This window comes from Streptomyces sp. AM8-1-1, assembly GCF_032229325.1.
In the GTDB taxonomy this organism is placed as follows: Bacteria; Actinomycetota; Actinomycetes; order Streptomycetales; family Streptomycetaceae; genus Streptomyces; species Streptomyces achmelvichensis.
Genome location: NZ_CP135086.1, coordinates 2208675 through 2223066, shown reverse-complemented (window position 1 = coordinate 2223066; position 14392 = coordinate 2208675). Strand labels below are relative to the sequence as shown.

Annotated in this window: 11 protein-coding genes and 1 rRNA gene; 10 read left to right on the top strand and 2 right to left on the bottom strand. The window is 67.1% G+C overall.

Going from position 1 to position 14392, the window contains the following annotated elements:
- Nucleotides 1-25: 25 nt before the first annotated feature.
- The 6 genes from eccD to RPQ07_RS09935 all read left to right on the top strand — a co-directional run bounded on the left by eccD (nucleotide 26) and on the right by RPQ07_RS09935 (nucleotide 7103).
- Nucleotides 26-1525: a type VII secretion integral membrane protein EccD gene (gene eccD / locus RPQ07_RS09960; protein ID WP_313948841.1), complete on the top strand. Its 1500-nt coding sequence runs from the start codon at nucleotides 26-28 to the stop codon at nucleotides 1523-1525.
- Between the two features lie 166 nt (nucleotides 1526-1691).
- Nucleotides 1692-1982 (top strand): 30S ribosomal protein S15, encoded by a 291-nt coding sequence (gene rpsO / locus RPQ07_RS09955; protein WP_093600212.1) that lies wholly within the window; start codon nucleotides 1692-1694, stop codon nucleotides 1980-1982.
- Nucleotides 1983-2261: 279 nt separating this feature from the next.
- A complete protein-coding gene (locus RPQ07_RS09950) occupies nucleotides 2262-4481 on the top strand; it encodes a polyribonucleotide nucleotidyltransferase (protein ID WP_313943745.1) in 2220 nt (739 codons plus the stop codon).
- A complete protein-coding gene (locus RPQ07_RS09945; RefSeq protein WP_313943744.1) occupies nucleotides 4478-5857 on the top strand; it encodes a pitrilysin family protein in 1380 nt (459 codons plus the stop codon). Before RPQ07_RS09950 ends, RPQ07_RS09945 begins: the two co-directional genes overlap by 4 nt.
- Before the next feature lie 26 nt (nucleotides 5858-5883).
- A complete protein-coding gene (gene dapB / locus RPQ07_RS09940; protein WP_313943743.1) occupies nucleotides 5884-6636 on the top strand; it encodes a 4-hydroxy-tetrahydrodipicolinate reductase in 753 nt (250 codons plus the stop codon).
- A 14-nt stretch (nucleotides 6637-6650) separates the two neighbouring features.
- The gene (locus RPQ07_RS09935) at nucleotides 6651-7103 is read left to right on the top strand and encodes a tetratricopeptide repeat protein (protein WP_313943742.1); all 453 of its coding nucleotides are present in this window, start codon (nucleotides 6651-6653) and stop codon (nucleotides 7101-7103) included.
- A gap of 220 nt (nucleotides 7104-7323) precedes the next feature.
- On the opposite strand, the gene RPQ07_RS09930 is transcribed toward RPQ07_RS09935, so the two are convergent.
- Together RPQ07_RS09930 and RPQ07_RS09925 are read right to left on the bottom strand one after the other, a co-directional pair.
- Nucleotides 7324-7878 carry a hypothetical protein gene (locus RPQ07_RS09930; protein ID WP_313943741.1) on the bottom strand — a complete coding sequence of 185 codons (555 nt, stop codon included), beginning with the start codon at nucleotides 7876-7878 and terminating at the stop codon, nucleotides 7324-7326.
- Between the two features lie 131 nt (nucleotides 7879-8009).
- Nucleotides 8010-8249, bottom strand: coding sequence for a hypothetical protein (locus RPQ07_RS09925; protein ID WP_313943740.1), 240 nt, complete (start codon nucleotides 8247-8249; stop codon nucleotides 8010-8012).
- Between the two features lie 180 nt (nucleotides 8250-8429).
- Between RPQ07_RS09925 and thyX the strand changes: the two genes are divergently transcribed.
- The 4 genes from thyX to RPQ07_RS09905 all read left to right on the top strand — a co-directional run bounded on the left by thyX (nucleotide 8430) and on the right by RPQ07_RS09905 (nucleotide 14136).
- Complete coding sequence (gene thyX / locus RPQ07_RS09920) at nucleotides 8430-9170, top strand: FAD-dependent thymidylate synthase (RefSeq protein ID WP_313943739.1); 741 nt, start codon at nucleotides 8430-8432, stop codon at nucleotides 9168-9170.
- 199 nt (nucleotides 9171-9369) lie between these two features.
- Nucleotides 9370-10269: a 4-hydroxy-tetrahydrodipicolinate synthase gene (dapA, locus tag RPQ07_RS09915; protein ID WP_313943738.1), complete on the top strand. Its 900-nt coding sequence runs from the start codon at nucleotides 9370-9372 to the stop codon at nucleotides 10267-10269.
- Between the two features lie 130 nt (nucleotides 10270-10399).
- On the top strand, nucleotides 10400-12085 hold the full coding sequence (locus tag RPQ07_RS09910) for a ribonuclease J (RefSeq protein ID WP_313943737.1): 1686 nt from the start codon (nucleotides 10400-10402) through the stop codon (nucleotides 12083-12085).
- Between the two features lie 524 nt (nucleotides 12086-12609).
- Nucleotides 12610-14136 (top strand): 16S ribosomal RNA (locus RPQ07_RS09905).
- Nucleotides 14137-14392 lie beyond the last annotated feature (256 nt).

Here is a 14392-nt window from a genome sequence, read left to right as displayed (position 1 = left end):
CCACGAGGGGATGCAGCAGGTGACTATGACGGCCCGAGCGGCGGCTGCGGGGACGGGTCATCCGGGTTCCGCGACTCCGTCGAGCAGCGGAACCGGTTTCTGCCGAGTGACGGTCGTCGCGCCGGACGGCCGCGTCGATGTGGCACTGCCCGAGGACATCCCCCTCGCCGACCTCTACCCGGAGATCCTGCGCCTGTCCGGGCAGAGTCCCGCGCAGGGCGCCCCGGTCGGCTACCACCTCGTGCGCCGCGACGGCACCGTGCTCGACAGCACCCGCTCCCTCGCCTCCCAGCGCATCCTCGACGGCGAACTGCTGTCCATGCGGCCGTTCTCCGAGTCGCTGCCGCCCGCGGTCTTCGACGACGTGTCCGACGCCGTCGCCTCCGCCGTCGCCCGCGACCGCACCCTGTGGAGCGACGGACTGATGCGCGGCGCCGGCCTCTTCGGCGGCTCGGTCCTGCTCGTCCTGGTCGCCTTCGTGCTGTGGACGGCCGACCCGCTGCACGACATGCACGGACTCGCCGGCATCCTGGCCGCCGTCACCGGTGTCCTGCTGCTCGCGCTCGCCTGCGTACGGGCCCGGGTGTACGACGACCGCGGATCCGCCGTCGCCCTCGGTGTCGGCGCGATGGCGAACGCCGCCGTCGCCGGCTCCGGACTGCTGCCCCCGGCCACCGGAGAGGGCATCGGCAAGCTCCAGTTCCTGCTCGCCTGCGCCGCCGTCCTGGTCTTCGCGGTGCTCCTGACGATCGTCGCCCCCGCCGGCGACGGTCCCTTCGTCGCGTTCGTCTTCGCCGCGACGGTCGGTGTGCTCGTCACCTTCGTCGCGATCCTGCGTGACCTGGAGCCGGTCGAGAGCGCCGCGGTGTGCGCACCCCTCGCCGTCGGCGCCCTCGCGTTCCTTCCGGGCTTCTCCACCCGCTTCGCGCGGCTCCCCATCGGCTTCGACCCGCCGCGCACGACCATGGGCGAGTACGGCAGCGATCCCGAGCCCGCGGGCCCGGTCGACGCCGAGCGCATCGCCGCCCAGGCCCGCCGGGGCCACGAGCTGATGGTCGGCCTCGTCGGCGGCTGCGCGCTGATCGCCGTCGCCTCCGCCGCCGTCCTCGGTTTCTCCGACAACGTCTGGGGCCAGCTGCTCGCCCTCAGCACCGGCATCGCCATGCTGATGCGCGCCCACCTCTTCCGCTACACCGCGCAGGTCGGCTGCGCGCTGTCCGCCGGCCTCGGCTCCCTGGTGCTGCTCGGGCTCGGCCTGTGCCTCAACCCGCCGGCCGGCCTCATGCGCGACGCCCTGCGGGGCGACAGCAGCGCCCTCGACATCCGTACGATCTGGCTGACCGCCGCCGTCGCCGGTGTGGCCGCACTGATCACCGCCATCGGCCTGATCGTCCCCCGCAAGGGAGTGACCCCCTTCTGGGGTCGCTTCCTGGAGGTCGCCGAGACGTTCGTGCTGCTCACGCTGGTGCCGCTGTGCCTTGCGGTGTTCGACGTGTACCACTCCATCCGGGCGCTGACCTCGTAGCCGAGGCTGGTACGCTGTGTGACGGCCGTTTGTGTGCGCCATTCCCGGAGCCTCAATGCTCTGGGTGCAGCGCTCATCGGACCTTCGCCTCCGAGTCACGGAAGCTCTCCTGAGAACAAGACCAGGGGCACTCGTGGGCGCATCGAACATCAAAGAGGAGTACCGAGTGTCTCTCGACGCCGCTACGAAGAAGCAGATCATGACCGAGTTCGGCACCAAGGAGGGCGACACCGGCTCCCCCGAGGTGCAGGTCGCGATGCTCTCGCGCCGTATCTCGGACCTGACCGAGCACCTCAAGACGCACAAGCACGACCACCACTCCCGTCGTGGTCTGCTGATCCTCGTGGGCCAGCGCCGCCGTCTGCTGCAGTACCTGGCCAAGAAGGACATCCAGCGCTTCCGCGCCCTGGTCGACCGCCTCGGCATCCGCCGTGGTGCGGCCGGCGGTGCCAAGTAAGGACGCCGTGAAGGGAGCGGTTCCCACTCTGAGGGGGCCGCTCCCTTTGCTGTACGTGCGCGACGTACCGGACGCCAATTAGTCTGGTCGCAGAACGCACCACCGAACACGAGCGGGAAGCCGCCTCGCCGCCGCCGGTCCTCGGTAGTGGCTCCCGGAGACACAAGCCCCCGGGTGCTTCGATCGAAGACCGGCCCGCAGAACGAGAGCTTCTCCGCCACCGTCCTCCCGCCACACGGGCGGAAGGACGAAAGACGCAACGTAACGGAGAAAACGCTAGTGGAGAACGAGACCCACTACGCCGAGGCCGTCATTGACAACGGTACTTTCGGCACCCGCACCATCCGCTTCGAGACGGGACGCCTGGCCAAGCAGGCCGCCGGTTCCGCCGTGGCGTACCTGGACGACGACACCATGGTGCTGTCGGCCACCACCGCCTCCAAGAAGCCCAAGGACCAGCTCGACTTCTTCCCCCTGACGGTGGACGTCGAGGAGCGGATGTACGCAGCCGGCAAGATCCCCGGCTCCTTCTTCCGTCGTGAGGGCCGGCCCTCCGAGGACGCGATCCTCACCTGCCGCCTCATCGACCGCCCGCTGCGCCCCTCCTTCAAGAAGGGCCTGCGCAACGAGATCCAGATCGTCGAGACGATCATGGCGCTCAACCCCGACCACCTGTACGACGTGGTCGCGATCAACGCCGCCTCCTGCTCCACGCAGCTGGCCGGCCTGCCCTTCTCCGGCCCGATCGGCGGCACCCGTGTCGCCCTGATCAAGGGCCAGTGGGTCGCGTTCCCGACGCACACCGAGCTCGAGGACGCCGTCTTCGACATGGTCGTCGCCGGTCGCGTCCTCGAGGACGGCGACGTCGCGATCATGATGGTCGAGGCCGAGGCCACCGAGAAGACCATCCAGCTCGTCAAGGACGGCGCCGAGGCTCCCACCGAGGAGATCGTCGCCGCCGGTCTCGAGGCCGCTAAGCCCTTCATCAAGGCGCTCTGCAAGGCCCAGTCCGACCTCGCCGCCAAGGCCGCCAAGCCCGTCGGCGAGTTCCCCGTCTTCCTCGACTACCAGGACGACGTCCTGGAGGCGCTCACCGCCGCGGTCAAGGACGAGCTCGCCCAGGCCCTCACCATCCCGGGCAAGCAGGAGCGCGAGACCGAGCTCGACCGCATCAAGGAGATCGCCGCCGAGAAGCTGCTCCCGCAGTTCGAGGGTCGCGAGAAGGAGATCTCCGGTGCCTACCGCGCGCTGACCAAGAAGCTGGTCCGCGAGCGCGTCATCAAGGACAAGGTCCGTATCGACGGCCGTGGCGTCACGGACATCCGTACGCTCGCCGCCGAGGTCGAGGCCATCCCGCGCGTGCACGGCTCGGCGCTGTTCGAGCGTGGCGAGACCCAGATCCTGGGCGTCACCACCCTCAACATGCTCCGGATGGAGCAGCAGCTGGACACCCTCTCCCCGGTGACCCGCAAGCGCTACATGCACAACTACAACTTCCCGCCCTACTCCGTCGGTGAGACCGGCCGCGTCGGTTCGCCGAAGCGCCGCGAGATCGGCCACGGTGCGCTCGCCGAGCGCGCCATCGTGCCGGTGCTGCCGACGCGCGAGGAGTTCCCCTACGCGATCCGCCAGGTCTCCGAGGCGCTGGGCTCCAACGGCTCGACGTCCATGGGCTCGGTCTGCGCCTCCACCATGTCGCTGCTGAACGCCGGTGTGCCCCTCAAGGCCGCGGTCGCCGGTATCGCCATGGGCCTGATCTCGCAGGAGATCGACGGTGAGACCCACTACGTCGCCCTCACCGACATCCTCGGTGCGGAGGACGCCTACGGCGACATGGACTTCAAGGTCGCCGGTACGAAGACCTTCGTCACCGCGCTCCAGCTCGACACCAAGCTCGACGGCATCCCCGCCTCGGTCCTGGCCGCCGCGCTGAAGCAGGCCCGCGACGCCCGCCTCCACATCCTCGATGTGATGAACGAGGCCATCGACGTCCCGGACGAGATGTCCCCGAACGCCCCGCGGATCATCACCGTCAAGATCCCGGTGGACAAGATCGGTGAGGTCATCGGCCCCAAGGGCAAGATGATCAACCAGATCCAGGAGGACACCGGCGCCGACATCACGATCGAGGACGACGGCACCATCTACATCGGTGCCGCCCAGGGCTCGCAGGCCGAGGCCGCCCGCGCCACGATCAACGGCATCGCCAACCCGACCATGCCGGAGGTCGGCGAGCGCTACCTGGGTACGGTCGTCAAGACCACCACCTTCGGTGCGTTCGTGTCCCTGCTCCCGGGCAAGGACGGCCTGCTGCACATCTCGCAGATCCGCAAGCTCGCCGGTGGCAAGCGCGTGGAGAACGTCGAGGACGTGCTCGCGGTCGGCTCCAAGGTCCAGGTCGAGATCGCCGAGATCGACTCCCGCGGCAAGCTCTCCCTCATCCCCGTCATCGAGGGTGAAGAAGAGCCCGAGGCCGAGAAGGACGACGCTGCCAAGTGACGGCTCGTAGTTCCACGACGACGGCCCGCACCTCCTCGGAGGCGCGGGCCGTCGCCCGTACCCAAACGCTTCTCAAGGGCGAGAACGGCATCGGCACGGTCCGCCGCACCACCCTCCCGGGCGGCCTGCGGATCGTCACCGAGTCGCTCCCGTCCGTCCGGTCGGCGACCTTCGGCATCTGGGCACACGTCGGCTCCCGCGACGAGACCCCCGCGCTGAACGGCGCCACCCACTACCTCGAGCACCTCCTGTTCAAGGGCACGCACAAGCGCTCCGCCCTCGACATCTCCTCCGCGATCGACGCGGTCGGCGGCGAGATGAACGCCTTCACGGCGAAGGAGTACACCTGCTACTACGCGCGGGTTCTCGACACCGATCTGCCGCTCGCCATCGACGTGGTCTGCGACATGCTCACCGGTTCGCTGATCCTCCAGGAGGACGTCGACGCCGAGCGCGGTGTCATCCTCGAGGAGATCGCGATGACCGAGGACGATCCGGGCGACTGCGTGCACGACCTGTTCGCGCACACCATGCTCGGTGACACCCCCCTCGGCCGCCCGGTCCTCGGCACCGTCGACACCGTCAACGCGCTGACCGCCGAGCGTGTCCGCCGCTTCTACAAGAAGCACTACGACCCGACCCATCTGGTCGTCGCCGCCGCGGGCAACATCGACCACGCCACCGTCGTACGGCAGGTCCGCCGCGCCTTCGAGAAGGCCGGCGCCCTGACCCGCACGGACGCGGTCCCGCTCGCCCCCCGCGACGGACGCCGCACCCTGCGCACCGCCGGCAAGGTCGAACTGCTCAACCGCAGGACCGAGCAGGCCCACGTCGTCCTCGGCATGCCGGGCCTCGCCCGCACCGACGACCGCCGCTGGGCCCTCGGCGTGCTGAACACCGCCCTCGGCGGCGGCATGTCCTCGCGCCTCTTCCAGGAGGTGCGGGAGAAGCGCGGCCTCGCCTACAGCGTGTACTCGTACACTTCCGGCTTCGCCGACTGCGGACTCTTCGGCGTCTACGCGGGATGCCGCCCGAGCCAGGTCCACGACGTGCTGAAGATCTGCCGGGACGAGCTCGACCGGGTCGCCTCCGAGGGACTGTCGGACGACGAGATCGGCCGCGCCGTCGGCCAGCTCTCCGGCTCCACGGTGCTCGGTCTGGAGGACACCGGCGCGCTGATGAACCGCATCGGCAAGAGCGAGCTGTGCTGGGGTGAGCAGATGTCGGTCGACGAGATGCTCGCCAGGATCGCGGCCGTCACCCCCGACGAGGTGCGCGCGGTGGCCGGCGAGGTGCTGGGACAGCGCCCGTCCCTCTCGGTGATCGGCCCGCTCAAGGACAGGCAGGCCGACCGTCTGCACGAAGCTGTCTCCTAGAGTTCCTCACATTAGGGATAGAAATGATGAGCAAGCTGCGCGTGGCCGTCCTCGGTGCAGGCGGCCGGATCGGCTCGGAAGCCGTACAGGCCGTCGAGGCCGCCGAGGACATGGAACTGGTCGCCGCACTCGGCCGGGGCGACAAGCTGGAGGCCCTGGTGGACGCCGGCGCCCAGGTCGCGGTCGAACTGACCACCCCCACCTCGGTGATGGGCAACCTCGACTTCTGCGTACGCCACGGCATCCATGCGGTCGTCGGCACCACCGGCTGGACCGACGAACGCCTCGCGCAGCTCAACACCTCGCTCGCCGCGTCCCCGCAGACCGGCGTGCTCATCGCGCCGAACTTCTCGATCGGCGCAGTGCTCACCATGAAGTTCGCGCAGCAGGCCGCGCGCTACTTCGAGTCCGTCGAGGTCGTCGAGCTCCACCACCCGAACAAGGCCGACGCCCCCTCCGGCACGGCCACCCGCACGGCTCAGCTGATCGCGGCCGCGCGCGCCGAGGCCGGCCTCGCACCGCAGCCCGACGCCACCGTCACCGCGCTGGACGGCGCGCGTGGCGCGGATGTCGACGGCGTCCCGGTGCACGCCGTACGGCTGCGGGGCCTGCTCGCCCACCAGGAGGTCCTGCTGGGCGGCGAGGGCGAGACGCTGACCATCCGGCACGACTCGCTGCACCACAGCAGCTTCATGCCGGGCATCCTCCTGGGCGTCCGCCAGGTCGTGTCCGCACCCGGGCTCACCTTCGGCCTGGAAAACTTCCTCGACCTCGGCTGACCCGGAAAGCCCTCATGCGCGCGAAAATCACGTACCTCGTCACGGCTGCCGTCCTGGTCGTCTACTTCGTCCTGGTCGGCAGCCGCGGGGTGATGCTCATACAGCACGGCTCTCTGCTCACCGTCAGCTTCGGCGTGGCCGTACTGATCCTGCCGGTGATCGGCCTCTGGTTCCTCTGGAAGAACACACAGTTCGTCACCCGGGCCAACCGGCTCGCGGCCGAACTGGACGCCGAGGGAGGGCTGCCGGTCGACGAACTGGAACGCACCCCCGGCGGCCGTATCGACCGCGATTCGGCGGACGCCGTCTTCGCCAGGCGCCGCGCGGAGACCGAGGACTCACCGGGCGACTGGCGCTGCTGGTTCCGGCTGGCGGTCGCGTACCACGACGCCCGGGACACCCCACGCGCCCGCAAGGCGATGCAGCGCGCCATCGCCCTGCATGACGGCCGGCCGGCTCCCACCTAAGGGCTGTCCCGTAATCCCCGGCGGGCGCACGACGACATCTACGGCACTCCCCCAAGCTCTTCGAGCAGGGGGGACCCCCACGCTGCGTTGTCGGATCGCCCGAATACGCCCAGTATGAGGACGACCCTTCGCCTTGCGATGCACCGCATCTGACGCCGCGCGCTGGTCCACCGGGGATTACGGGACAGCCCTTAGAAAACCGGCGTCACCTGGAAAGGGTTCAGGCCTGCACGGGCCGGTACTCCGAGCCCCATGCCTCGACGGTGTCCGCGGCCCGGTCGAACGCCTCGACGCGCCCCAGGAAGTCCGCGTTGTGGTCGGTGATCAGATGCAGCGGCTCGCTGCCCGCGCGTGCGAGAACGAGTGCCTGACCCTGCACCGTCCGCGGCAGGCCCAGCCAGCGGACCGGCTGCTGCACCGTACGGACGTCGGCCGCCTCGTTCCACGGAACCGTGGTGGTCCCGAAGAAGCCCACCCGGCGGAGCCCGTGCCTGCTGACCCACACACCCACGCGCAGCAGTCGCAGCGCCGCCACGATGAGCGCGAGCCCCAGGCCCGCACAGACGGCGGCACCGGGCAGCGCGCCGGCGAAAGCGATGATCATCGCGGCGAGCAGGATGAACGACGCCAGCAGCAGCAACAGCGCGGCCGCCGCGACCCGCCACGGGCCCGGCCGGTAGGGCCGGCGCCACCGGTCGTGGTCGTCGAAGGGCAGCGCGACATCGTCCGCGTTCGTGTCAAATGCGCGGTCCGCCGTCAGGAAGGGCAGGGGCACGACTGATCCTCACTCACCAGCACACTCGATTGGGCTGTGCCCGGTGAGGCTACCGAGCAGGTCACCGGCCGACCACCCCAGGGGGGCCATGGGGGTGCCTCCCCGGCCCGTCGAGGGCCGCGAAGGCGAGATCAGCGCCCCTCGGACGCCTCGGACTGCTGAGAATGGGCCGGCGCCTGGCCGGAACCGAGCGCGGGGAGCCCGAACAGCAGCGAGCCGACCAGCCCGGCGACGACGGTCAGCCCGAGCAGCGTACGGCCGGTGAGTTCGGAGACGCTCGGACGTTCACGGGGCGGGGGAGTGACGTTACTGCGGAAGCGATCGGCCTCGGCGACGAAGGTGAACGGGACGGCTTCTCGCCGGAGGAACATCAGAAAACTCCTTGAGGTCTGGTATCTGGTCGCTTCTCCTGGTAGAGACGCGAGAAACCACCCGTAGGTGCCATCGTTCGGCAAGTTGCTCCAGAAGGCTCACGAGGGCGGAGGTACCCGCGGGACGCTGCGTCGTTAAAGTGGGCGCCGCCCCCTGAGTACGACCGGAAGGACCCCCTGGTGCCCGACACCCCTGCCGAGAGCGCAACTCCGAGCTTCCGCGGTGATGTCACCGTCGAGCTGGTGAAGCACACTGCCGGCGACTCCGACGTGCTGTGGGCCGCCCGCGTCTCCACGGCCGGCGAGCAGTCGCTGGAGGAGCTCCAGAAGGACCCGGAGCGCTCCAAGGGGCTCATCAACTACCTGATGCGGGACCGCCACGGCAGCCCCTTCGAGCACAACTCGATGACCTTCTTCATCAGCGCCCCCATCTTCGTGTTCCGCGAGTTCATGCGGCACCGCGTGGGCTGGTCGTACAACGAGGAGTCCGGCCGCTACCGGGAGCTTCAGCCGGTCTTCTACGTGCCCGGCCAGGACCGCAAGCTCGTCCAGCAGGGCCGCCCCGGCAAGTACGTCTTCGTCGACGGCACTCCGGAGCAGCACAAGGTCGTCAGCGAGGCCATGGAGGAGTCCTACCGGCGCTCCTACGAGACCTACCAGGAGATGCTGGCCGAGGGCGTCGCCCGTGAGGTGGCCCGCGCGGTCCTGCCCGTGGGTCTCTTCTCGTCGATGTACGCGACCTGCAACGCACGCTCGCTGATGCACTTCCTCGGCCTGCGCACTCAGCACGAGCTGGCGACCGTTCCGTCCTTCCCGCAGCGGGAGATCGAGATGGTCGGCGAGAAGATGGAGGATCACTGGGCGCGGCTGATGCCGCTCACCTACGCGGCCTTCAATGCCAACGGCCGCGTGGCTCCCTGAGCAGCCTGCGAGTACATACGTACGCATCCACGGGTGAAGTGTCCGCATTGCGGTGTTTCGTGAAGTTCATCTAGGCTGATCAAACGGACCCGGCACTGCTTGAACCCCCGAGCAGGCAGTGCCGGGCTCCTCATGCCACGTCGTACGTCACGTGCCCCGAGGGGACACACCGTGCTGAGCAGCGAGTAGCGTGTTACCCATGGCTCCGATCTCCACTCCGCAGACCCCCTTCGGCAGGGTCCTCACCGCCATGGTCACGCCGTTCACGGCTGACGGCGCACTTGACCTCGCCGGTGCTCAGCACCTGGCGGCCCACCTGGTGGACGCAGGCAACGACGGCCTGGTCATCAACGGCACCACCGGTGAGTCGCCGACCACCAGCGACGCGGAGAAAGACCAGCTCGTACGAGCTGTACTGGAAGCGGTCGGAGACCGGGCCCACGTGGTGGCCGGAGTCGGCACCAACGACACCCGCCACAGCATCGAACTCGCCCGCGCGGCCGAACGAGCCGGCGCGCACGGCCTGCTCGCGGTGACGCCGTACTACAACAAGCCCCCGCAGGAGGGCCTGTTGCGTCACTTCGCGGCGATCGCCGACTCGACGGAACTGCCCGTCATGCTCTACGACATCCCGGGCCGCAGCGGTGTCCCCATCGATACGGAAACCCTGGTGCGTCTGTCCGAGCACCCGCGTATCGTCGCCAACAAGGACGCCAAGGGAGACCTCGGCCGCGCCAGCTGGGCCATCGCCCGCAGCGGCCTCGCCTGGTACTCCGGCGACGACATGCTGAACCTCCCGCTGCTCTCGGTCGGCGCCATCGGATTCGTCTCCGTCGTCGGCCATGTCGTCACCCCGGAGCTCCGCGCCCTCGTCGACGCCCATGCCGGCGGTGACGTCCAGAAGGCCACCGAGATCCACCAGCGGCTGCTTCCGGTCTTCACCGGCATGTTCCGCACCCAGGGCGTCATCACCAGCAAGGCGGCGCTGACCCTTCAGGGCCTCCCCGCCGGGCCGCTCAGGCTCCCGCTCGTCGAGCTGTCCCCGCAGGAAGCCGCCCAGCTCAAGATCGACCTGGCGGCCGGCGGGGTACAGCTCTGACCACCGACTTCACAACTGAATAAGCAGGACGAACCGGCCATCCGCGGTCGGACAGACAACAGCAAGTGCACGAATGACATGTACGCCACGTGCCCCAGCGGTACGTGGCGTACGTGGTGAGGAGAGTCTTTTGAGTCATCCGCATCCCGAACTCGGCGCCCCGCCGAAGCTCCCGAAGGGCGGCCTTCGCGTCACCCCGCTCGGTGGTCTCGGCGAGATCGGCCGCAACATGACGGTCTTCGAATACGAAGGCCGACTGCTCATCGTCGACTGCGGCGTCCTCTTCCCCGAGGAGGAACAGCCCGGAATCGACCTCATCCTTCCGGACTTCACCACCCTCCGGGACCGCCTCGACGACATCGAAGGCATCGTGCTCACGCACGGCCACGAGGACCACATCGGTGGCGTCCCCTATCTGCTGCGCCTGAAGGCGGACATCCCGCTCATCGGCTCGAAGCTGACCCTCGCCCTGATCGAGGCGAAGCTCCAGGAGCACCGCATCCGGCCGTACACGCTGGAAGTGAGCGAAGGCCACCGGGAGCGCATCGGCCCGTTCGACTGCGAATTCATCGCGGTCAACCACTCCATCCCGGACGCCCTGGCGGTCGCGATCCGCACCCCCGCGGGCATGGCCGTCCACACCGGCGACTTCAAGATGGACCAGCTGCCGCTCGACGGCCGGCTGACCGACCTGCACGCCTTCGCCCGGCTCAGCGAGGAAGGTATCGACCTTCTCCTGTCCGACTCGACGAACGCCGAGGTCCCCGGATTCGTCCCACCGGAGCGGGACATCTCCAACGTGCTGCGCACGGTCTTCGCGAACGCCCAGAAGCGCATCATCGTCGCGAGCTTCGCCAGCCATGTGCACCGGATCCAGCAGATCCTCGACGCCGCCCACGAATACGGAAGGCGCGTCGCCTTCGTCGGGCGCTCGATGGTCCGCAACATGGGCATCGCCCGTGACCTCGGCTATCTGAAGGTCCCGCCCGGCCTCGTCGTGGACGTCAAGACGCTCGACGACCTGCCGGACCACGAGATCGTCCTCGTCTGTACGGGCTCGCAGGGCGAACCCATGGCGGCCCTGTCCCGCATGGCCAACCGCGACCACCAGATCCGGATCGTCCAGGGCGACACGGTGATCCTGGCGTCGTCGCTCATCCCGGGCAACGAGAACGCGGTCTACCGCGTGATCAACGGCCTGAGCCGGTGGGGTGCGAACGTCGTCCACAAGGGCAACGCCAAGGTCCATGTATCGGGCCACGCCTCGGCGGGCGAGCTGCTGTACTTCTACAACATCTGCCGGCCGAAGAACCTGATGCCTGTGCACGGTGAATGGCGCCATCTGCGGGCCAATGCCGAACTCGGTGCACAGACGGGCGTCCCCAAGGACCGCATCGTGATCGCCGAGGACGGAGTCGTCGTCGACCTCGTCGACGGCAAGGCCAGGATCGTCGGCAAGGTCCAGGCCGGCTATGTGTACGTGGACGGTCTCTCGGTCGGCGATGTCACCGAAGCGTCCCTGAAGGACCGTCGCATCCTCGGAGACGAGGGCATCATCTCGGTCTTCGTCGTGGTCGACTCCACGACGGGCAAGGTCGTCGGCGGCCCGAACCTGCACGCGCGCGGTTCCGGAATCGAGGACTCGGCCTTCAACGCGGTCATCCCGAAGATCGAGGACGCGATCGCCAAGGCAGGCGCCGACGGCGTCGCCGAACCGCACCAACTCCAGCAGCTGGTACGCCGAACGGTGGGCAAGTGGGTGTCCGACACCTACCGTCGCCGGCCGATGATCCTCCCCGTCGTCGTCGAGGTCTGACCCTCTGACGTCGCTGTTCTCGGAGCGGAGCCCCTCGATTTGCATCGGGGCGCTCCGCTCCAGTACGTTTACGTCTCCGCCCGCAGGGAACTCGATGTGCTTACGCGCTCGAAGCAGTGACCTGAACGGGCGGGAAATTCCGACTCAGAATCTCTGATAAAGTCGGTGCAGCCGAAAGGCAAAGGCCACTCCAATCGGCCATCGGATTCAAACTCCACCGGAAACGGAACGGAAAAAGAATCTGGTAGGGTTGGAAACGCAAGACCGAAGGGAAGCGCCCGGAGGAAAGCCCGAGAGGGTGAGTACAAAGGAAGCGTCCGTTCCTTGAGAACTCAACAGCGTGCCAAAAGTCAACGCCAGATATGTTGATACCCCGTCCATCTTCGGATGGCGAGGTTCCTTTGAAAGTCCTGCCGGCCCTTGTGGTTGGTAGGCAATGACACAGCGAGGACGCTGTGAACAGTCGGTCCTATTCCGATCGGCTGTTCCGCTCTTGTGGTGTTCATCCCGATTACGGGAAAACATTCATGGAGAGTTTGATCCTGGCTCAGGACGAACGCTGGCGGCGTGCTTAACACATGCAAGTCGAACGATGAAGCCCTTCGGGGTGGATTAGTGGCGAACGGGTGAGTAACACGTGGGCAATCTGCCCTTCACTCTGGGACAAGCCCTGGAAACGGGGTCTAATACCGGATAACACTCCTTCCTGCATGGGGAGGGGGTTGAAAGCTCCGGCGGTGAAGGATGAGCCCGCGGCCTATCAGCTTGTTGGTGGGGTGATGGCCTACCAAGGCGACGACGGGTAGCCGGCCTGAGAGGGCGACCGGCCACACTGGGACTGAGACACGGCCCAGACTCCTACGGGAGGCAGCAGTGGGGGAATATTGCACAATGGGCGAAAGCCTGATGCAGCGACGCCGCGTGAGGGATGACGGCCTTCGGGTTGTAAACCTCTTTCAGCAGGGAAGAAGCGAAAGTGACGGTACCTGCAGAAGAAGCGCCGGCTAACTACGTGCCAGCAGCCGCGGTAATACGTAGGGCGCAAGCGTTGTCCGGAATTATTGGGCGTAAAGAGCTCGTAGGCGGCTTGTCACGTCGGATGTGAAAGCCCGGGGCTTAACCCCGGGTCTGCATTCGATACGGGCTAGCTAGAGTGTGGTAGGGGAGATCGGAATTCCTGGTGTAGCGGTGAAATGCGCAGATATCAGGAGGAACACCGGTGGCGAAGGCGGATCTCTGGGCCATTACTGACGCTGAGGAGCGAAAGCGTGGGGAGCGAACAGGATTAGATACCCTGGTAGTCCACGCCGTAAACGTTGGGAACTAGGTGTTGGCGACATTCCACGTCGTCGGTGCCGCAGCTAACGCATTAAGTTCCCCGCCTGGGGAGTACGGCCGCAAGGCTAAAACTCAAAGGAATTGACGGGGGCCCGCACAAGCAGCGGAGCATGTGGCTTAATTCGACGCAACGCGAAGAACCTTACCAAGGCTTGACATCGCCCGGAAAGCATCAGAGATGGTGCCCCCTTGTGGTCGGGTGACAGGTGGTGCATGGCTGTCGTCAGCTCGTGTCGTGAGATGTTGGGTTAAGTCCCGCAACGAGCGCAACCCTTGTTCTGTGTTGCCAGCATGCCCTTCGGGGTGATGGGGACTCACAGGAGACTGCCGGGGTCAACTCGGAGGAAGGTGGGGACGACGTCAAGTCATCATGCCCCTTATGTCTTGGGCTGCACACGTGCTACAATGGCCGGTACAATGAGCTGCGATGCCGCGAGGCGGAGCGAATCTCAAAAAGCCGGTCTCAGTTCGGATTGGGGTCTGCAACTCGACCCCATGAAGTCGGAGTTGCTAGTAATCGCAGATCAGCATTGCTGCGGTGAATACGTTCCCGGGCCTTGTACACACCGCCCGTCACGTCACGAAAGTCGGTAACACCCGAAGCCGGTGGCCCAACCCCTTGTGGGAGGGAGCTGTCGAAGGTGGGACTGGCGATTGGGACGAAGTCGTAACAAGGTAGCCGTACCGGAAGGTGCGGCTGGATCACCTCCTTTCTAAGGAGCATCTAGATCTCGCAAGAGATCCAGAGCCACTACGTCGGCAAATGTTCGACGGTGGTCAGCTCATGGGTGGAACGTTGACTATTCGGCACGGCTCAGATGATGACTGTTAGTACTGCTTCGGCGTGGAACACAGGATTCGACTGGTCGTGCCGGGCGCGCTGTTGGGTATCTGAGGGTGCGAGCGTGAGCTCGTCCTTCGCGATGCCGGCCCCAGTGAACTCGCCCTGTTGGGTGGGGTGGTGGGTGG